Origin of the sequence: Lichenibacterium ramalinae (assembly GCF_004137085.1) — a bacterium.
In the GTDB taxonomy this organism is placed as follows: domain Bacteria; phylum Pseudomonadota; class Alphaproteobacteria; order Rhizobiales; family Beijerinckiaceae; genus Lichenihabitans; species Lichenihabitans ramalinae.
Window position 1 is genome coordinate 120,642 of record NZ_QYBC01000018.1, and the last position, 20,169, is coordinate 140,810.

At 73.4% G+C, this 20,169-nt stretch carries 16 protein-coding genes; 5 read left to right on the plus strand and 11 right to left on the minus strand.

Annotated features, from left to right (window positions below):
* Nucleotides 1–139: 139 nt before the first annotated feature.
* From D3272_RS20125 to D3272_RS20145, 3 genes are all read right to left on the minus strand, one after another.
* Nucleotides 140–3,025, minus strand: a complete 2,886-nt coding sequence (locus D3272_RS20125; RefSeq protein WP_165361436.1) for an EAL domain-containing protein — start codon at nt 3,023–3,025, stop codon at nt 140–142.
* Between the two features lie 8 nt (nt 3,026–3,033).
* Nucleotides 3,034–5,307 carry a FecR domain-containing protein gene (locus D3272_RS28220; protein ID WP_165361437.1) on the minus strand — a complete coding sequence of 758 codons (2,274 nt, stop codon included), beginning with the start codon at nt 5,305–5,307 and terminating at the stop codon, nt 3,034–3,036.
* Between the two features lie 261 nt (nt 5,308–5,568).
* Nucleotides 5,569–6,996 carry an MFS transporter gene (locus D3272_RS20145; RefSeq protein ID WP_129221003.1) on the minus strand — a complete coding sequence of 476 codons (1,428 nt, stop codon included), beginning with the start codon at nt 6,994–6,996 and terminating at the stop codon, nt 5,569–5,571.
* 232 nt (nt 6,997–7,228) lie between these two features.
* Between D3272_RS20145 and D3272_RS20150 the strand changes: the two genes are divergently transcribed.
* Nucleotides 7,229–8,218 carry a LysR family transcriptional regulator gene (locus D3272_RS20150; protein WP_129221004.1) on the plus strand — a complete coding sequence of 330 codons (990 nt, stop codon included), beginning with the start codon at nt 7,229–7,231 and terminating at the stop codon, nt 8,216–8,218.
* A 60-nt stretch (nt 8,219–8,278) separates the two neighbouring features.
* Here the strand turns inward: D3272_RS20150 and D3272_RS20155 are convergent, their stop codons facing one another.
* The 6 genes from D3272_RS20155 to irrA all read right to left on the minus strand — a co-directional run bounded on the left by D3272_RS20155 (nt 8,279) and on the right by irrA (nt 14,908).
* Nucleotides 8,279–8,962 carry a DUF7002 family protein gene (locus D3272_RS20155; protein ID WP_245496691.1) on the minus strand — a complete coding sequence of 228 codons (684 nt, stop codon included), beginning with the start codon at nt 8,960–8,962 and terminating at the stop codon, nt 8,279–8,281.
* Nucleotides 8,959–9,882, minus strand: a complete 924-nt coding sequence (locus tag D3272_RS20160; RefSeq protein WP_129221005.1) for a glycosyltransferase family protein — start codon at nt 9,880–9,882, stop codon at nt 8,959–8,961. Before D3272_RS20160 ends, D3272_RS20155 begins: the two co-directional genes overlap by 4 nt.
* 25 nt (nt 9,883–9,907) lie before the next feature.
* On the minus strand, nt 9,908–12,781 hold the full coding sequence (locus D3272_RS20165) for an EAL domain-containing protein (RefSeq protein WP_245496692.1): 2,874 nt from the start codon (nt 12,779–12,781) through the stop codon (nt 9,908–9,910).
* A 307-nt stretch (nt 12,782–13,088) separates the two neighbouring features.
* On the minus strand, nt 13,089–13,919 hold the full coding sequence (aidB, locus tag D3272_RS20170) for an AidB family quorum-quenching N-acyl homoserine lactonase (RefSeq protein WP_129221007.1): 831 nt from the start codon (nt 13,917–13,919) through the stop codon (nt 13,089–13,091).
* 31 nt (nt 13,920–13,950) lie between these two features.
* Nucleotides 13,951–14,157 carry a hypothetical protein gene (locus tag D3272_RS20175; RefSeq protein WP_129221008.1) on the minus strand — a complete coding sequence of 69 codons (207 nt, stop codon included), beginning with the start codon at nt 14,155–14,157 and terminating at the stop codon, nt 13,951–13,953.
* 265 nt (nt 14,158–14,422) lie between these two features.
* Nucleotides 14,423–14,908 (minus strand): iron response transcriptional regulator IrrA, encoded by a 486-nt coding sequence (gene irrA, locus D3272_RS20180; protein WP_129221009.1) that lies wholly within the window; start codon nt 14,906–14,908, stop codon nt 14,423–14,425.
* Between the two features lie 252 nt (nt 14,909–15,160).
* On the opposite strand from irrA, the gene D3272_RS20185 reads away from it, so the two are divergent.
* The gene (locus D3272_RS20185) at nt 15,161–15,406 is read left to right on the plus strand and encodes a hypothetical protein (RefSeq protein ID WP_129221010.1); all 246 of its coding nucleotides are present in this window, start codon (nt 15,161–15,163) and stop codon (nt 15,404–15,406) included.
* Nucleotides 15,407–15,623: 217 nt separating this feature from the next.
* Nucleotides 15,624–16,721, plus strand: a complete 1,098-nt coding sequence (locus tag D3272_RS20190; protein WP_129221011.1) for a metallophosphoesterase family protein — start codon at nt 15,624–15,626, stop codon at nt 16,719–16,721.
* 93 nt (nt 16,722–16,814) lie between these two features.
* Here D3272_RS20190 and D3272_RS20195 read toward each other — a convergent pair whose 3' ends face one another.
* The gene (locus D3272_RS20195; protein ID WP_207210264.1) at nt 16,815–18,581 is read right to left on the minus strand and encodes a hypothetical protein; all 1,767 of its coding nucleotides are present in this window, start codon (nt 18,579–18,581) and stop codon (nt 16,815–16,817) included.
* A 249-nt stretch (nt 18,582–18,830) separates the two neighbouring features.
* Here D3272_RS20195 and D3272_RS20200 point away from each other — a divergent pair, with 249 nt between their 5' ends.
* Nucleotides 18,831–19,034, plus strand: a complete 204-nt coding sequence (locus D3272_RS20200) for a hypothetical protein (protein WP_129221013.1) — start codon at nt 18,831–18,833, stop codon at nt 19,032–19,034.
* A 3-nt stretch (nt 19,035–19,037) separates the two neighbouring features.
* Here D3272_RS20200 and D3272_RS20205 read toward each other — a convergent pair whose 3' ends face one another.
* Nucleotides 19,038–19,703, minus strand: a complete 666-nt coding sequence (locus tag D3272_RS20205) for a TetR/AcrR family transcriptional regulator (protein ID WP_129221014.1) — start codon at nt 19,701–19,703, stop codon at nt 19,038–19,040.
* A gap of 156 nt (nt 19,704–19,859) precedes the next feature.
* Between D3272_RS20205 and D3272_RS20210 the strand changes: the two genes are divergently transcribed.
* Nucleotides 19,860–20,147 (plus strand): hypothetical protein, encoded by a 288-nt coding sequence (locus tag D3272_RS20210; protein ID WP_129221015.1) that lies wholly within the window; start codon nt 19,860–19,862, stop codon nt 20,145–20,147.
* Nucleotides 20,148–20,169: the final 22 nt, after the last annotated feature.

The window sequence follows — 20,169 nt, forward strand, 5'->3', positions numbered from 1 at the left end:
GCTGGGTCGCGGGCGACGACGTAGACGGCACGGGGCTCGACCGAGGCCGTCGTGGATCTCGCCCGGGTACACCATGATGCAGTCGCCCGGCGCGGCGGCGCGGCGCGGCGGCACCCTGCCGGCGGCGCATCCATCCCGGTCAGGCCTCCTCCAGCACCGCGGCGGTTCCGCGGACCGTGGCAGGGTTGGCGGTGGCCAGCTGGGCCTGCAAGCTCGCCACGATCGCGCTGGACGGTTCCGGGCGGCCGTGGAACCAGCCCTGCACCTCGTGGCAGCCGAGGCGGCGCAACGCGTCCACCTGTTCGGCGGTCTCGCAGCCCTCGGCATTGACGCGGAGGCCGAGGTTGCCGGCGAGGCTCACCACGGCCTCGATGATGGCGGCGGCCGGCCGCTCGCCGGGCAGGCCGCGCACGAAGCTCTGGTCGATCTTGATCTTGTCGATGGCGAAGTCGCGCAGGTAGCTCAGCGAAGAATAGCCCGTGCCGAAATCGTCGAGCGCGAGGTGTACGCCCGCGGCGCGCAGCCGCTCCAGCCGGTCGCGGGCGGGGCCGTCGTTCTCCATCAACAGCGATTCGGTCAGTTCGAGGTCGAGGCGGTCCGGCGGCAGGCCGCTCGCCGCCAGCGCGTCCAGCACCGTCGCGACGAGGTCGTCGCGCTGGAGCTGGATGGCCGACAGGTTGACCGACACCCGGATGGGATCCGGCCAGGCGGCGGCGTCGCGGCAGGCCGTGCGCAGCACCCAGGCGCCCAGCGCCTCGATCACGCCGGTGCGCTCCGCGATGGGGATGAAGACGGCGGGCGAGACCGGGCCGCGCGTCGGATGGCGCCAGCGCACCAGGGCCTCGACGCCGACGATGCGGTCCGTCGCGAGGTCGACCTGGCGCTGGTAGACGACGCCGACCTCGTCGCGCCGGAGCGCCTCGCGCAGGTCGTGCTCGAGCGCCCGGTCGTCCTCGACGCCCCGCGCCATGGCGGCGTCGAACAGCACGGCGCGGTCCCCGCCGGCGCGGCGGGCCGCCCCCATGGCGGCATCGGCACCGCGCATCAGGGCGGGGGCGTCGCCCGAGCCCGCCACGGCGATGCCGAGGCTGATGCCCACCGAGGCTTCGTAGGGGCCGAGCGAGTGGACGCCGCCGACCGCCGCGACGACACCTTCGGCGGCCCTCCGGACGTCGGCGACGGAGGCGCGCGACACGAGCAGCGCGAAGTCGTCGCCGCCCAGCCGCGCCGCGAGGTCGCCGGGCGCCGCGCAGGCCGCCAAACGTGCCGCGACCGACACCAGCAGCGCGTCGCCGTTGGCGTGGCCCAGCCGGTCGTTGACCACCTTGAAGCGATCGAGGTCGAAGAACAGCAGCGCCACGGCGGGCCCGGCCGCCGCTTCCGCACCCTCGGCGGCCCGGGTTTCGGCCGCGGCGAGCGCGGCTTCGATGCCCTCGATGAGCACGCGGCGGTTCGCGAGGCCGGTCAGGGCGTCGCGCCGCGCCATGGCGACGAGCCGGGCTTCGGCGGCGCGCTGCTCGGTGACGTCGGCGAAGGACAGGCACACGGCGTGGCGCTCCGGCCCGAGGCGGCCGTCGAGCCCGACCGGGCCGGGGATGCGCGAGGGCGTGGCGACGCAGTCCAGCGTCACCCGGCGCCCGTCGCCCAGGATGCAGTCGATCTCCTGCGCGGGCCGCCGCCACCCGGTGCCGTCCGCGGCCCGCGCCATGGCTTCGGCGCAGGCCGCCGCCAGCGGGCCGGGCAGCACCGCGTCGAACCGCGGATGGTCCTCGGCGTCGGCCGGGAAGCCCACGATGGCGGCCGCCGCCGCGCTGATGGCCCGCACGGTGCCGTCGTGGTCGACCACGACGACGCCGGCGAAATTGTCCGCGATGACGCGGTCGAGGATGGTGCGCAGCCGGTCGGCCTCGGCCCGCGAGCGCAGGATGCCGATGCGGCGTCCCTCGATCTCGGTCCCGACCGCGACCACGGCGAAGACCAGCAGGCCGGCATGGAGCGGCGCGGTGCCGAGCTGGAGCGGGAGGATGGATTGGAGCGCCACCGCGCCGGCCTCGCCCAGGAGCGCGGCCCCGGCGAGGACGGCGAGCCGGGGCCCGAGCTTCCGCCGTCGCGCCAGGACTGCGGCGGCGGCGAGTCCGAGGGCCGCGGCGGCCAGCTCCAGCATCTTGGACACGGGGCGCAGGGCGCGGCCCTGCATCAGGCTTTCCGCCGCCATGGCGTGCAGCACCACGCCCGGGATCATGCCGAACCGCGGCACCGCGACCTCGTCGCGCAGCTGCAGCGCCGTGGCGCCGACGAGGACGATGTGCCCGGCGATGACGTCCCTGGCGACGCGATGGCCGAGCAGCGCGTCCGCCGACACGTGCCGGATGCCCTCGACGTCGATGCCGTAGTCGACCGTGAAGGGCTCGTCCGACGCGGCCGGGACCGCCGCCGCCAGCATGGAAAGGCTCGGGAGGCGCTCGTTCCCCATGGGTTCGGATCGCGCCACGGCACGCACCCGCCCGTCCGCGTCGGGCCATTGGTTGACGGTGGCCGGCCAGGCCTGGGCGGCGAAGCGCGGCAGCGGCAGGGTCGTGGCCGAACCCAAACCCCCGTCCCGGGTCGCGGGCTGATGCAGGGCCGCCAGGATCACCGAACCCTTGGCCCGCACCAGGGCGGCCTCGAGCGCGGCGTCGGCTTCGGGCGTGGTCTCGGCGCTGAAGTCGACGTCGAACGCGACCGTGTCGGCGTCGAGGTCGAGCAGCCGGTCCAGCAGGGCGGCGTGGACCTTCCGGCTCCACGGCCAGCCGCGCTCGGGCGTGAGGCTGGCAGCGTCGATGTCGACCACGACGATCCGCCCCGTCGGCGGCCGGTGCCACAGGCCGAAGCGCGCGTCGGTGATGGCCGTCTCGAGCCTGTCGAAGGGCGTCGACGGCGCCAGCGCCGCCACGGCCAGCACCGCCCCGAGCCGGATCAGCAGACTGCGTCGCGCGCGCAGCGCCGGCTGCAGGTCACGCCAACGCGGGGCGGCCCAGCGCGGCATGCGCGCCCTCATCGGCCGTGCCCGCCCCCACCGCCGCCGTGCCCGCCGCCGCCGTGGCCACCGGCACGCCCGCCGTGGCCGCCACCGCCAGCCTGGCCGCCGCCGTTGCCACCACCGCCGTTGCCACCTTGGGCCCCGCCGTTGCCGCCACCGTTGCCGCCGCCGTTGCCCTGGCCGCCGCCGCCGTTTCCGCCATGGCCACCGCCGCCTTGGCCGCCGTTGCCGCCTTGGCCGCCGCCGGCGCCTTGACCGCCGCCGTTGGCACCACCGCCCCTGCCACCTTGGGCCCCGCCGTTGCCGCCACCGCCGTTGCCGCCTTGGCCGCCGCCGGCGCCTTGACCGCCGTTTCCGCCCGGTCCGCCGCTCGCCCCCGCGGCGCTGTTGCCGCCGGATCCGTTGCCGGCCGCCCCCGCGCCGCCGCGGCCTCCGGGACTCGTGCCTCCCTGAGCCCCGCCTCCCTGAGCCCCGCCGCCCTGTCCACCCCGGCCCGCGTGACCCGGGCCGCCGCCGCCATGCCCCGGGCCGCCGCGGCCGTGTCCTTCGCCCTCACCATGGCCATCGCCGCGTCCCGCAGCGACGCCGGGGCCCCTGGCGCGTCCAGCGGCGGTGTTGCCGGTCGCGGCTTGGCCGGTCGTGGAGGCGTCGCCCGCCCCGGCCGCACCGGGGTCGGCCCCCGCCGTGCCGGGGCCCGAGGCGGCCGCGGCATCGCCGACCTGGCTCGCCAGCCCGTGGCGGCTTTCGTCCCGCGCGGCGCCGGAGACGGCCGCCGCGTCGCTCCCCCGCAGGCCCAGGCCTGCGCCGTCGCCCCGGGCGGCATGACGGCCGGGGGATCGGGCCGGCTGCGATGTCGGCGCGGTGCCGACCCGTGCCGTCAGTGCCGTGGCCCGCTCGCCTTTGGCCTTGCCCTGGCCGGTGTCCGCCTTGCCCTCCGGGTTCTTGTTCTTGACGTCGTTGCCGGTGTTGGTCGCCGCGGCCGGCGGGCCGCTGACCGTGAGGGTGCCGATGCCCAACGTGACCGTGCCCAATATGCCGCTGATGGTGATGCTGGGCGCGGCGACCGGGGCGGCCGGCGTCGGGACGGCGGCCGGAACCGGCGTGGGGGTCGCGGGTGCTGCCGGAGGGGTGACGGCGGCTGCCGGCGCGGCAGGGACCGCCGGAGCTGCCGGCGCGACGGGAGCCGTCGGTGCTGCCGGCGCGGTGGGAACCGCCGGGGTCGGCTGAGCCGGTGCGGTCGGCGGGGCCGGAGCGGCCGGTTCCGCGGTCGTCGTGGCGGGTGTCGGTGTGGTGGTCTGCTGGTTGCGGCGGGATGTCGTCGACGGCGCTGCCGTTTGCGCCGTCTGTGCCGTGCTGCTCTGAGCCGGCGTGGCGGTCTGGGTCGTGGCGGGTCCCGAGGCCGCCGGGGACGGGGCGGTCGCGGTCGTATTCGTCGCCCCCGTATTCGTCACCCCCGTGTTGGCGGTCCCCGTGTTGGCAGTCCCGGTGTTGCTCGCCCCCGTGGTCGTGACCCCAGCCGAACCCGTCGGAACGGTCGTGGTCGGCGTGCCCGCCGTGGCGGCCGCGGCGGGCGCGGCCGGGCTGGGTGACGTCGCGGCGGGCGCCACGCCGGCGGTGGAGGGCGTCGCGACGGCACCGGAGCTGGCCGGGGAGGTGGAGCGCGCCTCGCCGGTGTGGGAGGCGGCCGCGGGAGCCGCCGTCGCCGCCTCCTTGCCGACCGCGGCCGTGGGGGCGCTGACGGCCTGCGTCGCTTCCGGCGCGCCCACCGGGGCTGCCGCTGCCAGACCCGGGACGGCGGCGCGCGGCGCCACATGGGTCACGGGCGCGTGCTGCCCGATGCCCGACACCGACAGGCCGCGGTTGCCGACGCTGGCGCGCTGCCCGGCGGTGACGTTCGTCTGCTCGCCGGTCTTCAGCGACGTGACCTGCACGGTCCCCCGTGCCACCGACACCCGGCCGTCCGCCCGCCCGACCGCCACGGTGAAATGCGTGCCCTTGACGACCGCGGCCAGCATGGGGGTCTCGACGGAGAAATGCTGGACGTTCTGTTTCTCGACGTCGAACGACACCGTGCCGGCCTTCTCCACCACCGTGGTGGACAGGCCCTCGTCCGGGTGGTCCGTCACCGTCACGACGCTGCGCGGGCCGATGACCATGGATTCCTTGCCGCGCTGCAGCATGACGCGGGACCGGTCGCCGGTCGTCACCGCCGCCCCGGGCGTCACCGCCATGCCGGCCGCGAGTTCGGTCTTGGCCTCCTCGGTCCCCGTCCACGCCCGGCCGGACACCTTGGAGACCTGCCATATGTCCGCCCATGCCGCAGAGGCGGAAAGGTTCGACAAGATGGTGATCAGCGCCGTTGCGGCAAGGGCGCGATGCCTGACGTGTTTCATATGGTTAAAATGCGCCGCATTCCTTGATGAAGAATTGATCTCGACGGAATCCGGGGCATGGTTCGGCAGGATGCGCTGGCGCTGCGGCGAAGTGAGCGGGGGATCGGCGCTTTCGACCCCGCGTAAGCTTGCCGTGCGCGCATCGGAGCTGTCGGCTCATGGAGGAGGCGAGCCGCATCCCGGCGAGCGGGCCGGGCGCCCGGGCCCGATGCGCGCAGCGCTCACCAGCCCTCCCGCGAGGGCGAGGGCGGCCGCGACGGCGAGGCCCGCCCGGGGCGCGGCCTCGGTCGACAGCACCGAGAACAGCAGCGCCATGATCACCGATCCGGCCGTCTGGCCGAGCAGGCGGGCGGTGCCCTGCAGGCCGCCGGCGGCACCGCTGCGCTCGCGCGGTGCCGACAGCAGCATGTTGCGGTTGTTGGGCGTCTGGAACAGGCCAAATCCGAGTCCGCCCAGCATGAGGAAGGCCACGAGCGGCCCGGGATGGCCGTGCAGCGGCCAGACGGCGGCGAGCCCCAGGCCCGCCGCCAGGACGGTGCCGCCCGCCGCGCAGAGCAGGCCGTTCGGGACCCGGTCGGCGAGGCGCCCCGAGACGGGACCCGCCACCGCCACCACCAGGGGCCAGGGCGTCATGATGAGCCCCGTGCCGACGGCGTCCTGGCCGAGCCCGTGCTGGAGATAGAAGGGCAGGGCGATGTAGCTCGCCATCTGGCCGGCGAAGCAGCACACGGAGGCGATGACCGAGATGCGGAACGGCCGGCCGCGCAGCAGGTCGAGGGGGACGAGCGGCGCCCGGCGCGGCAACTCCCGGCGCACCAGCGCGACGAAGGCCGCCGCTGCCGCGGCGAGCAGGGCGACGGCGAGGCCGGGCTGGTGCGCCGCCCGGTCCAGGCCGAGGATGGCGGCGCCGAAGGCCAGGGCGTTGAGCGCGGCACTCGACAGGTCGAGGCGGCGGCCCGTGCCGGCCGGGTGGGGCAGCGCCGCCGCCGCCGCCAGCACGATGGCGCCGACCGGCAGGTTGACGGCGAAGAGCCACGGCCAGGCCGCGACCGCCAGGATGGCGGAGCCGAGCGTCGGGCCGGCCGCCGCCGACAGGGCGATCACCGTGGCGTTCCAGCCGATCACGCTGCCGAGCAGGCGGTGCGGGTAGGTGAAGCGCATCAGCGCGATGCCCAGCGCCATCACGGCGGCGCCGCCGAGGCCCTGGACGAAGCGGGCCGCGACCAGCCAGGGCAGGGACGGCGACAGCGCGCAGAGCAGCGAGGCACCGGTGAAGGCCACGACCCCGCCGACGAAGACCCGGCGCAGGCCGAAGCCTTCGCCCAGGGCCGCGCAGGGCAGCAGGGCCATGACCAGGGCGGTCTGGTAGGCGCCCACCACCCAGACGGTCGCGGCGGGCTGGACCCGCAGCGAACCCGCGATGGTCGGCAGCGCCACATTGGCGATGGCGCCGTCGAGCACCACCAGCACCATCGTGGCCATGATGGCCAGCGTGGCCCAATGGCGACGCGGTCTCGGCAGGCCGTCCTCGGGGGCGGCCGGGAGGGCAGGCTGAGGCGGGGCGGCGGGGGCCGGATCGGTCATGGCGTGTCCTGTCGGTGCGATCCCTGCAGGATACCGGCGAGGCGACATGGCGGAAGGCGCGGCGCCGGCAGGCGATCCCTGCACGGGACGCCATGTCCGGGGCGGGAACCGTGCTACAGCGCTTTGGCCTCCGGAGGGGCGGGCGCGCCAGCTCTCGAACCGAAAGCAGTCCCGTCGGCTCGGCGTCGCCGAGGCGACTGCGAGAAGGCCGAACCTGCTTTGGGAGCCCCTGATGTCCGGTCCCGACCTCAACCTTCTGGCGGCGCTCGACGCCCTCCTGGCGCAGGGCAGCGTGGCGGGTGCCGCCCGGGTGCTCGGCCTCAGCGACTCGGCCATGAGCCGGACCCTGCTGCGCCTGCGCCGGGCGACGGGCGACCCGCTGCTGGTGCGGGCGGGCCGCGGGCTCGTGTCGACGCCGCATGCGCTGGCGCTGCGCGAGCGCGTGCGGGCGCTGGCCGCCGAGGCGAGGGCCGTGCTGCAGCCGGCCGCCCGGGACCTCGACCTCACGGCGCTGGAGCGCGTCTTCACGATCCGCGCCAACGAGGGCTTCGTCGAAAGCTTCGCGGCGCGCTTCGCCCGGGCGGTGATGGCGGCGGCGCCCGGCGTGCGCATCGCCTTCGCCCCCAAACCCGACAAGGACGTGCGGTTCCTGCGCGAAGGGCTGGTCGACCTCGAAGTCGGCGTGCTCGGCGAGACCGGGCCGGAGGTGATGATCCAGGCGCTGTTCGAGGACCGGTTCGTCGGCGTCGTCCGGCCGGACCATCCGCTGCTGGCGGGAGCCGTCACAGCGGCGCGCTATGCCGCCTGCGACCATGTCGTGGCGTCCCGCCGGGGCCGCATGCGCGGCCCGGTCGACGACGCGCTCGCCGGGCTCGGCCTGGAGCGCCGCGTGAGCCTCGTCGTGCCGAGCTTTCCGGCGGCGCTGGCGGTGGCGGCCGCCTCCGACCTCGTCGGCCTCGTGACGCGGTCCTTCGTCCGCGCCGGCCACCCCGACCCGGCCGGCGCCGCCGCCGTGCCGGTGCGGGCCTTCGCCCTGCCGGTGGCGACGTCTCCCATCACGGTCTCGCAGATGTGGCACCCCCGGGCCGATGCCGACCCGGCCCATCGTTGGCTGCGCGGCATGGTGCTGTCGGTGTGCCGGGCGGAGCCGGGGCGGCGGGGGACGGCGGCGGGGATGCCTGCCGCCGTCATCGACGGCGCGCGCGGCTCCCGAACCGGATGACCCCGAGGACGGCCGTGGCGGCCTTCTGGTCCATGGGGACCTGATCCGCCGGGGTCGGGCTCACGTCACCGGTCCGCCGGGCTCCCGCCGCCAGATTTCGGCCGCCACGCCGCCGTCCATCCGCTCGACCGTCAGCGTGTGGCGGGCCGCATCCGGGACGCGGTCCGGCACCGTCACCTCGACGACGGCGCCGGCGAGGCCACGCTTCGCCCGCCAGGCCGCGAAGGGGCAGGCGGCCAGCGGCAGGAAGGTGCCGAGGCCCCGCCGCGGCCCGCCGAAGATCGTGGCGCCGCTGTTGATGGGGCTGAGTTCCATCGTGTCGCCGTGGGCCGCGACGAGGCTCGCCGTGTCGAACGTCAGCACCGTCTGGGGCCGGTGCCGGTAGGCCCGCGCGCCGAGCAGGCGGAGCAGGCGCGCCCGCGACGGCCAGAAGAACACCCGTCCGTTCAGCCGGCGGTACCAGTCTTCGGGCGCCAGCCCATCGTCGAGGCAGCGGCGCAGCGCGGCGTCGCTCATCGGGCCCTGGTCGCGCAGCACGGCCTCGGGCAGGCCCGGGCCGGACAGCCGCACGCCGGCGGGACGCCGCCGCGCTTCGAGCCCCGCCGCCGCCTCGCCGGCGACGCCGTGCGCCCGGAGCAGGGCCGAGGTCGACAGCAGGCCGTGCGTCCGGATTGAGGGCCAGGCCCCGTCCTCGGCCATGTGGTAGAGCCGCGGATAGTGCCGGGCCAGCTCCGCCCCCGTCACGGCTCCAGGCCGGGCGGGACGCCGAGGCGGCCGAGCAGCCCGTCGCGCAGGCCCGCCAGCATGGGCCGGAGCGCGGCGGCGCGGAACCCGTGGTGGCGGGCGAAGCCCCAGACCTGCAGGGGCAGGTAGGCGAGCTGCTTCAGCTTCCACGTCAGCGGCACGTGGCGCAGGCGGAAGCCGTAGACGGTGTTGCGCAGGTAGGTGCCCATGCGGAACGGGCGCTGGTCCGGCATGGTGAGGCCGAAGCCGAGCGGGATGGTGCCGGAGCCCACCGTGTGTTCCATCGGCAGCGCGCCGGCCAGCCAGCAGCTGAAGCCGCGCCGCCAGGCGCGGAAGCACCATTCGACGTCGATGGCGTCGATGAAGAAGTCCGCCCGGAACAGGCCGGTCTCGCGCAGGATCCTGAGGTTGAACAGCGTGCCCGACGTCGGCAGGAAGTCGACCGGGACCAGCGTGCCCCCGTCCTCGGCCCCGCCCCGGGCGCGGTAGCGCGGCGCCTTGGAGGCGCCCGCTGCCCCGCCGCCCGGCACCACCAGCCGCGGCGCGATGGCGGCGGGGTTGCGCCGCAGCGCTTCGAGACGCCCGAAGGCGTCGCCGAGCTGCGGCACCAGGCCGGGCCAGGGGCGCGAATCCTGGTCGAACAGCACGAGCCGCTCGAACCCCTCGCGGCTCGCCGCGAGCGCGATGACGTTGAGGCCCACCCCCACGCCGAGGTTCGAGCCGGCCTCGATCGCCGCCAGCCGGGGATAGTCGGCCAGCACCATCTCGAGCGCGGGGTCGAGCGGGGCGTTGTTGAACAGGTAGATGCGGTCGACGTCGCGGCTGAGCACGGCGACGAGGTCGAGCAGCAGCGCCGGGTCCGGATGGAAGGACACGATGCCGGCGGCGACCGGGGCGCGTTCGGCGGCGTCCTGCGTCATGGGGCTCCCCCGTGGCGGCGGGCCGTCAGGCGGCCTCGCTCGCGGCACCGACCAGGCGGCGGGCCTCCGCCGCCGTGATGGCCTGGCCGAAGGCAAAGCCCTGCGCGTATTCGCAGCCGAGCTGGCTCAGCTCGATCACGTCGCTTTCCGATTCCGCTCCCTCGGCCACCACCTCCATGCCGAGGTCGTGGGCGAGGCCCACGATGGAGCGCAGGATGATGGGCCGCGATCCCTTGCCGTTCTGGCGCACGAAGCTCTGGTCGATCTTGATCGTGTCGAAGGGGAAGCGCTGCAGGTAGCTCAGCGACGAATAGCCGGTGCCGAAGTCGTCGAGCGACAGGCCCGCCCCGAGGTCCCGGATGCGGCCCAGCATCTTGGCGGCATATTCCGGGTTCTCCATGACGAGGCTCTCGGTCAGCTCGAGCTTCAGGGAGTTGCGCAGCACGCCCGACCGCGTCAGCACCGACTTCACGTCGCCGAGGAGGTCGTGGCGCAGCAGCTGGCGCGACGACACGTTCACGCTGGCGTAGATCGGCGGATACACGTCGAGCGCCGCCTGCCAGGCCGCGAGCTCCCGGGCGGTGCGGTCGAGGGCGAAGATCCCGAGGTCGACGATGAGCCCGGTCTGCTCGGCGACCGGGATGAAGTCCGACGGCGGGACGTTGCCGAGCCGCGGATGCGTCCAGCGCAGCAGGGCTTCGAACCCCGCGATCGTGCGGTCCTCGAGCCGGACGATCGGCTGGAAATGCACCTTGAGTTCGTTGCGCTCCACGGCGCGGCGCAGGTCCGCCTCCAGCGTCACGCGCTCGCCCCGCACGGCCCGCATGGCGGGGCGGAACACCTCGATCCTGTCGCCGCCGGCGCGCTTGGCATGCGCCATGGCCACCTCGGCATCCTGCAGCATGGTTTCGCGCTTGGCATGGACGCCGGGATCGAAGGGCGCGAGCCCGCCCGAGCAGGTGAGGGCGATCTCGTGGTCGCCGAAGGTGATGGGGGTGGCGAGCGTGCGCCGCAGCGTGTCGGCCAGGGCCTGCACGGCGTCGATGTTCTGCTCCGACATGATGATGAAGGCGAACTGGTCGCCGCCGATGCGCGCCATCGTGTCCTGCTGGCGCAGCAGGCGGCCCAGCCGGCGCGCCAGGGTCAGCAGGATCGAATCGCCCACCGAGGGGCCGACCTGGTCGTTGACGGCCTTGAACCGGTCGACGTCGATGGTGATGACGGAGGGCCGCGCCGCGCCGGCCGACTGGCCCATGGTGAGGGCGGCGTCGAGGCGGTCGAAGAACAGTTCCCGGTTCGGCAGGCCGGTCAGGTTGTCGTGCACGGCATCGTGCAGCAGCCGCTCCTCCGCCACCTTGCTGTCGGTGCAGTCGCTGAGCGTGCCGACGACCCGCACCACCTCGCCGTCCTGGCCGACGACCGGGCGGGCCTTGAGGCTGTACCAGAAGTAGTGGCCGTCGGCGGCGCGCAGGCGGAAGTGATGGGAGATGCGGCCGCAGCGCTGCTCCAGCACCGTGTCGAGCGAGGCGCGGTAGCGCTCGCGGTCGAAGCCGTGCAGCAGGTCGAACCAGCCGGAGGCCGGCCCCTCGAGGCTGCCGCGCTTGAGGCCGAGCTGGTGCTCGATCTCCGGGCTGACGTAGATGCGGTCGGCATCGACGTCCCAGTCGAAGATGATGTCGCCCGAGCCCGTCAGCGCCAGGGCCTTGCGCTCCGAATCCGAGACCGCGCCGTGACCGAGGCCCGAGCCCGCGAAGGCGTTCTGCATGATGGTGAAGCCGATCAGCATCACCAGCAGCACGAGCCCGCCCATCAGGGCCGGCGACACGAGGTCGTTGGACAGGCTGCCCTCGACCGTGAAGCCCGCCGCCGTCACCCACATGGACAGGAGGAACCAGGTGGGGATCAGCATCACGGCCCGGTCGTAGCCGTGGGTCGACAGGTAGAGCACCAGGATCAGGCCGATGCCGGCGACGGCCGCCAGCGTGATACGGGCGACGCCCGCCGCCACGGGCGCGTCGTAGAGCGCGAAGCCCACCAGCGCCGCCAGGAACACGATCCAGGCCGCCCCGATGTGCCCGTAGCGCACGTGCCAGCGGTTGAGGTGCAGATAGGCGAACAGGAAGACGAAGAGCGTCGCCGCCAGCACGGCCTCGGCCACGGCGCGCGACACCCGGTCGGCGTCGCCGCCCACGGCGAAGAGCCGGTGCCAGAAGCCGAAGTCGATGCAGACATAGGCCAGCACCGCCCAGGCGAGCGCCGCAGCGGCCGGGAAGATCACGGCGCCCCGCACCACGAAGACGATGGTGAGGAACAGCGCCAACAGCCCGGCGATGCCGATCACGATCCCCTTGAACAGGGTCAGGTTGGTGATCTGATCCTTGTAGGCGTCAGGCGCCCACAGGGTGAGCTGCGGCAGGTTGGGGGTGCGCAGCTCCGCCACGTAGGTGACGGTGGCGCCGGGGTCCAGCGTGACGCGGAAGATGTCGGCGTCGGGGCTGTCCTGGGTTTCGGGGGAAAAGCCCTGGCTGGCCGTGATGGCCGAGATGCGGGTCGCCCCGAGGTCCGGCCAGACGAGGCCGGAACCGACGAGGCGGAAGTGCGGCGCCACCAGCAGCCGCTCGATCTGCTCGTCCGTGTCGTTGGTGAGGGCGAAGACGATCCAGTTGGGCTTGGTGCCGCTCTGCTTGGCACCCACCTCGATGCGCCGGACGATGCCGTCCGGCCCCGGGGCGGTGGAGATCTGGATGCGGTCACCCTGGCCGGTGAAGCGCTCCACCACCGGGGTGAGGTCCACGGCCGTGCTGTCCAGCGAGACGCGGACCGCCTCGACGGCGCGGGCGGGCCGGTGCGGCACCAGGCACAGCAGGGCCAAGACGATCAGGAGGATGGGACGACGCACGGCACCTGGACGGGGTGGGACTGACAAAGGGGGGCGGCCCACGCCGCAGCGGGGCGGATGACTCCGTTTCCCCCCAGACCGCGTCGGCCGCTTCAGCTCTTCCGGTCGGCCCGCGCAGCGATGAGGCGTCCCCACTCCCAGGCAATGACGGCTTCGGCCACCCCTCGGCCGCCCTCGCCGAGGCTGCGGGGCACGAAGCCGCCACCGTGTTGGGGAGCCGGAGCCCGACCGTCGGCGCGAAACGTCCATGGAGTGGTAAAGGCTGAGGGAAGAGAGCGCAAGGCGAAGCTCCCGCCGGCCCACCGGCTCAGGCCGGGGAGAGCCGGAAGCCGCGGCCGTCCGGCGCGACGCGGGCGAAGCCGGGCAGGTGGGCGCCTCCCATCACCCAGCCCTCCGCGGTGACGCGGTCCAGGATGGCCCGGCGCGTCTGCGCGGCCCGGGCGGGGTCGAGGTCGAAGATCAAGCCGACCTCGGGGTCCCCGGCCTGGAGGTCGGCCAGGTGGAGCGCGTCGGCCAGGAGCAGCAGCGCCGCCGCGCCGGGGCGCCCCGGCGTGACCAGATAGCCGCCCTGGCCGGGGGTGTGGCCCGGAAGGGGCAGGAGGTCCAAGCCCGCCGTCACGGGGCCGAAGGGCAGGGCGACGAGCCGCGTGCCATAGGCGGTGGCGACCCGGCGCGCGACGTCGAAGGCGCCCTGCCGCGGGGCGGCCACGCGGGCGCGCTCGGCCGGGTCTGAGAAGAAGGCGAGGTCGGCCGCCGGCACCATCACCTCGGCCCGTGGAAAATAGGCGGCCTCGCCGTCGAGCAGGCCGAGGGCATGGTCGCCGTGGAGGTGCGTCAGGTAAACCCGGTCGACCGCTTCCGGCGCGACGCCCTGCGCGGCGAGCGCGGTCCGGGCGAGGCCGAGGCTCGGGCCCCAACTCGGCCCGGTGCCGGCGTCCACGAGCTCGATGCCGCGCGGCCCGCGCAGCAGGGCGACGTTGACGTCCATCCGCAACGGCCGGTCGCCCCAGGCCGCCTGTGCGGCGGCCCGGGCCGCATCGCCGCCCGTGTGGATCAAGGCGTCGCGGCCGGTCTCGAAGATCCCGTCGGACAGCAGCACGACGCGCGTGTCGCCGATGTCGATGTCGCGCGACGCCATCGCTTCCCCCCTCGCAGGCCGACGGCCGCCGTCAGCGCAGCTTGCGCTGCAACTTCCTGTTGGACTTCAGCAGGTCTTCGACCGCGGTGCTGTGGGTCTCGGAGAGTTCCAGCATGTAGTGCACGGCGTTGAACATGGCGTCGTCGAACGGGTCGAGTTCCGTCCGGTCCCTGGCGGCCATCATGGCATCGCGCAGCGCCGTGAGCTTTTCCCGAACCGCAGCACCATTGTAGAACATGCACGTCGCCTTTGGCCATGAGCCGGTTGCAGAGATCGCGGCGCTTCCGCCGACCGACCGGCAGGGCGAGGGAACGGCTTCGCCCGGCCCGGATCTCCCAGGGCTTTTGTACGGCATCGCTTCGGGACGTCAAATGCTCGCCTGAGGGCGACGGCCGGCGGGCCGCCGTCCCGCCGCCTGCGTGGCGGACTCGGGCCGCGGTGTCCTTGGAACAGCGGGATAGGGCCTTCCCCGGGGAAGCGCCCGAACCGGCCCCGCGCCGGGTCTACTTGCGGCGCAGCCGGATGATGACGTCGACCCGGTCGATCTCCATGCCGGGAGGGGCGTCGGGCAAGGCGCTCACCTCGATGTGCGAGCCCGGGATGTCGACGAGGGCGTTGGTGTCCTCGACGAGGAAATGGTGATGGTTCGACAGGTTGGTGTCGAAATAGGTCTTGGACCCGTCGACCGCGATTTCGCGCAGCAGCCCCGCCTCGGTGAACTGGTGCAGGGTGTTGTAGACCGTGGCCAGCGAGATGGCGACGCGTGCGCCGGTCGCTTCCTCGTAGAGCTTCTCCGCCGTGATATGACGATCGCCCTTGGCGAAGAGCAGCCAGCCCAGCGCGACCCGCTGGCGCGTGGGACGCAGGCCGGCCTGCCGCAGCTTCGTCCGCAGATCGTGGACGGGGCAGCCGTGCAGGTGCCCGCCCGCATTGGCCTGAACGGCTGCGGCGGACGACGGGATCTTGGAAGCGATGAAAGGCTGGGGCATCAGGGGTCAATATACCGGATTGGTCGTCCAGCATAGGGAGGTCGGGCGCGGACCGCAACTCCGGGGCTGGCCGGCGCCCCGGCAGGCGGGCGCCCCCGAGGGCGACGGCGAGCCTGCTGACGTGGCGGGCTGGCACAGTCAAGCGAAACTTCGACAATTTCAACAGCCATCAGGAACCCTGGGCCACGTGCGGCATTGATCCTCCGAACGCACGGAACGGGCGGTCGACGGCATCGGACAGGGTTCAGGAACATGGTCGCCACCCATCATTCGGCTCAGCGGGGCATCGTCGGTTTCTCGGCGAAGGTCGACGGCATCGCTGCCCGGCGTCAGCTTCGCATGTCGGTCGGCGTCGTCGCCATGCTGGCGGTCGGCATCGTGTCGGCGGCCGTGACGGTCGGCCCCCATCCCATGTCGGCCAAGCGCGACGTGCTGTCGATGAAGCCCGTCTCCGCCCTGCACGCCGACAGTGACGTGGTCGGCGCCAGGCCGATCTGACGCTGCGGCGGGGCGCGCCACCGGCCCACTCCCGAAGTCGACGCGATACGATGAAGGCCGGACATCTGTCCGGCCTTTTTGCATGGCGGCGAGGCCGCGCCGTTCCGCATCGGCAAAGGCTCGCCCCGGGCCGATTTTTCGATTGCAAATCCGGGTCGTATGCTCGCATGACGTTAGTCACGCGGGTTCGGTCCCGCCTGGCTCTGGGCGAGGAACGATGGCGGACGTGCGGCTCTTCAGCATCCTGCAGGTGTCGGACCTGCACCTTGGGACACGCCTCCCGAACGGCGATGCCCGACTGCCGCCGGCTCTCGCCGTCTTGCCGTTGATGACGGGCCAGCTCGGCCACCACCGCATCGCCGCCAGGGAACTCCGCAGGTTCGTCACCGATCGCCTCGCGGCAGGCGTGCGCGACACCATGGTCGTCAGCGGAGACCTCACCGCGGTCGGGGCGCCGGCGGAGTTCGCCCTCGCCCGGGCGTTCCTGGGGCCGGGTCCATCGCAGCGGCAGTTCGGCGTGTCGCTCGGTTTCAAGAATTGGGACGAGACCAGCGTGTCCGGCAATCACGACCAATGGCCGGGCCACGGCCGGGTCATCGGAGGGCCGACGCAGGGCCTGGCCCGGACTTTTCCCAATGCCTTCCCGTTCTTCCGCAAGATCCAGGTCGCCGGCGGCGTGACGCTCACGCTCGCCATGGTGGACAGCGACGCCGATGTCCGGCCCGTCTCGCTGAGCCGTTTCCTTGGCCGGGGAAAGTTCGCGTCCCAGCTTGCGGCCCTCGCCAAGATGCTGCCCAGGCGCGAGGACAGGGAGGTCCGTGTTATGGTCGTCCATCACGCGGTGGCCGACGCCAATGTGCCGCTCGTCGCGGGGGCAACCCCGTTCCCGCGGCGGGCCGCGAACGCGCGATGGCGGTGGCTCGAGATCGCACCCGACTCGCTCCTGGCACTCGAACGTTTCGTCGTCGACCACGCCTTCCAGGTCGTCATGACGGGCCACCGGCACCGGGCGCGGCTCACCGAACTCACAGCATCGAAGGGGACGGTGTCGAGGCCCGTCCTCGAGGCACAGTGCGGGGCGACGACGCAGCGCGACGTCTACCCCGGTCACCTGCTCCGGCGCATGCGGGGACCTTTCCCACTCCCGGCCCTGCCGGCCAACGCGCTGATCCTGCACGAACTCGTCGAGCGCGACGGGGCATTGGTCTGGATCGCCGAGATCTTTCAGCGGGCGCCGGGGCGCGGCTTCGTCAGCACCGCCCCGCCCACCGCCACCCGGCTTCCCGGCCCGACCCGGCGAGAGATGCAGGTCTGACCGGCACGGACCGCGACGTCCAGCATCGCCCCGCCCGGGGCCGCCCGGGACTGACCCGGACGGCGGCGGTCTCGAGATCGGCCGCGACCGTCATCAGCACGCGATGGCGGCGGCCTGCGGGGCATGCCAGCGCCGCAACAGGTCGGGTTCGGACGTGTCGGTCCGCGTCAGGACGAGGGATCCGCGGGTGAATTGCGTTTCGAAGCCGTCGAGGATGCGCGGTAACTCCCCGGCGATGTCGTGGAGCCAGCCGTAGACAGCTTCGGCGGTGTCCCGGCCGAGATCGAGGTCCAGCCTCAGCTCCTCCTCGGCGCTCCAGCGTTCCAGCACCGGCACAGTGTCGTCCTTCGGCTCCGGCCGGGGCGCCTGCAACCGGAAGCGGCCGTCGCGGCCGATGCCGTGCGCGATGCAGAACTCCATGGCGGTGTTGGACAGCGACCGCATGGCTTCGGCCAGCATGACCGGCGTCAACCCGTGTCGTTCCAAGGCGTCGCGCGCCTCCCGTGGCAGCTCGCCGAGCGAAGGGTCGTCGGCCAGATCCGCCCGACGGTCCGCACCCACCGTCGCGACCCCTTCGAACCGTGACTCGAACCGCCGCCACGCCTGCGGGTTGCCGGCGAGCAGCACGCTGAAGGCGTGGCCGACATCGCGTGCATCCTCGACATGCGCCCGCATGAGGGCGTCACCGTGGAAGTCGGGCTCGTCGTCCGTCCCGGATGTGCCGGCGAGCGCGTCATAGAGGTCCGCGAGGCGTCCGTCGTCGGCCGCCGCGATCCGTTCGACGACCGCCTCGCCCGCGGCCGTGTCGAGGAAGGCGCAGACGCTCTCGGCCTGGACCCTCAAGGCGTCGAAGTCCCGACGGTTCGCGTCGGGCGCGAGGGCCGCGGTCACGAGGCCGGCAAGCGCCGCCTGACCTGCTGACGTGTAGGCCCGGAAAGTGTTGGACATCTGTCTCGTTCCCCTGGCGGCCTCGACGAGGCGCGTGAAAAGCCTGATCTTCGTGGTCTGGACCGCGTCGGTGCTCATGCCGAGCAGTGCCGCGGCTTGGCGCGGGCTTCGCTGGTCCGCCCAAAGTGCGAGCGCGACGGCGCGGTCCGGCTCGCCGAGCCCGTCCGCCAGCCCGAGCCGAACGGCGAGCAGCCCCAACGTTTCGGCGAGCTTGAGCCTGACGCCGTAACGCGTCATGGCGAAACGCGCGGCCAGCAGCCGTTCCGACGGCGCGGCGTCGTCGAGATAGGCGTCGAGCAGCGCGCGACCGTCGGCTGGGAGCGCCGCCAGGGCGGCGCGCACGGCCGGGATGTCCGGTGCGTCGGGGCTCCCAGCCACGACCAGGCGCGCGGCCTGTGCCGCCGCCTCCATCTCGGCGGGGCCCATCAGGGTCTCCCGCAGCCGCATCAGGCGCGCGATGCGCGGGCGGGCGAACCTGACGAAACAGGCGAACAGGTACGTGTCGAAGCTGGCCCGCGACGCATCGTAGCGCGCCGAGACGCCCGGCCACGCGTGGATGTAGAAATCGTGGATCAGGTCCATCCCCTCGTCCGGGGGCGCCGGATAGCCGGTCCTGGCCAGACCGGACAGCGCTTTGAACAGCACACGCCGATGCTCCAGGTAGCTGAGCTCGGTCCGCTGTCGCAGGTCTGTCGGCTGTGGTCCTGAGTCCAATCTCTGCCGTGCATAATCTGTCATGCCACTTGCCCGAAATCTGGAAGAGGCGTGGAGCCTCTTCCTTAATTGCGGGCCGGACGGCGGTTGGTCGAAAAAAAGCGCCCGGGCCGCGAAATAAAAGTCAGCTGGCCAGTCGGGACATGTCGGCAGACCGTCGCCGGTCTGGCGAGGGCCGGACGATCGGGACGCCGTCACAGAAAGATTGTGAAACGGCAGTGGAGTCAATCCGGTCGAGGGTTTGCCGCGTGCCGATGCGACACTTGGTTGACGTGTGACGCAGCGTCGACACGGTCGGCGCCGCTTCGGGCGAACGACCCTGCCGTCGACTGCCCGGCTTCGCGGCCGGCGAGCGAGAGGCAGGCCGACCGATCTTAGCGGTTCGATGAACAAATGGCGGCAGGGTCGGCGCCATGCCGGCCCGTCCGGCCGGTTCGGAGATGGACGATGCGCAAGAGCAACGGCGGCTTCTCGCTCAATGCCCCGCGGATGCTGACCTTCGCGGCCTCGCTCGCGCTGGTCCTCGCCGCCGGCCTGTCGCTCCGCTACCATCTCCCGGTGGGGCAGGGCTTCGTGGCGGCGCACCGGTTCTGGCTCGCCGTCGGGGGCTATGCGCTGCTCGCCCTCGGCGTGGTGCTGCCGTTCCTGTGAGGCTCAGCGGGCCACGAGGCCGAGGCCGAGGAAAATCTTGACGGCGGCGGCGATGCGGCCGCCGATGGCGCTCCGGTCGACCTCGATGCCGATCAGCGCCTCGTGCGACAGGCGGCCCAGGACCAAGCTGAGGAACAGGTCGGCGGCGAGTTCCGGGTCGCGCACCGGCGAGCGTTCGAAGTCGACGGCGAGGCGCAGCAGCGCGGCGACGTGGCGGACGATGGCACCCCAGCCCGCCTCCTGCAGGGTCGCCGACAGGTCCGGGAACTGGCCGGCCTGGGACGTCAGCACGCGTTTCAGAGCCACGCATTCCGGCGTGATCGACCGTTCGAGGATGTGCCGCCCCACCGCGACGAGCATCGGCTCGAGCTCGGACAGGTCGAGTCGATGCTGGGGGCAGCAGCCGAGCGCGGCGAGTTCCGACGCCCACAGCGCCACGCTGTGGCGCAGCACGGCGAGGAACAGGGCCCGCTTGTCGCCGTAGCGGGCGTAGAGCGACGGCTTGCCGATGCCCGAGGCCGCCGCGATCGCGTCCATGGAGGTGCCGTCGTAGCCGTTGTCGAGGAACATGGTCGTGGCGACGTCGAGCAGACGCTCTTCCCGCCGCGCGGCCTGTTCCCGCGTCGGCCGGCCGCCGGCATGTTTCCCCTCCTTCACCGCGACCCCCATCCGGCGTTCCCCCCTGTGTCCGGTGATTTAGCTTGCCAGAGGGCGACCGCACAAGGTATCGAACTTAACCGTTCAGTTTCGATGCCCGGCGCGGCCGGCCCATCGGGGCACGGCGCCGGATGCGTGCCGGCCGCCGGACGCGCGGAGATACAGCCGATGCAACTCAGTGACGCCACCCGGGACGCCGTCCCGCAGCCCTACCGCATCCGCGGGCCCGGTGCCGCGGACGCGCAACTCCGCCCCCGGCGCGGACCGCGCGCGGAAGAGATCACCCTGATGCGGAGCCTGGTGGCGGGTCCGCGCGCCATCACCTCCGGCCCCATCGGCCGCTGCGTGAAGCGCGACTGGTGCCGCGCCGTGGTGGTGGAGGAGGGCGAAGGCGCCGGGCGCCGCAGCACCGTGGTCTTCGCCCTGACCGACATGGGACGGGCGCTGATCGCCTGACACGGGCCGGCGTTCGCGCCGA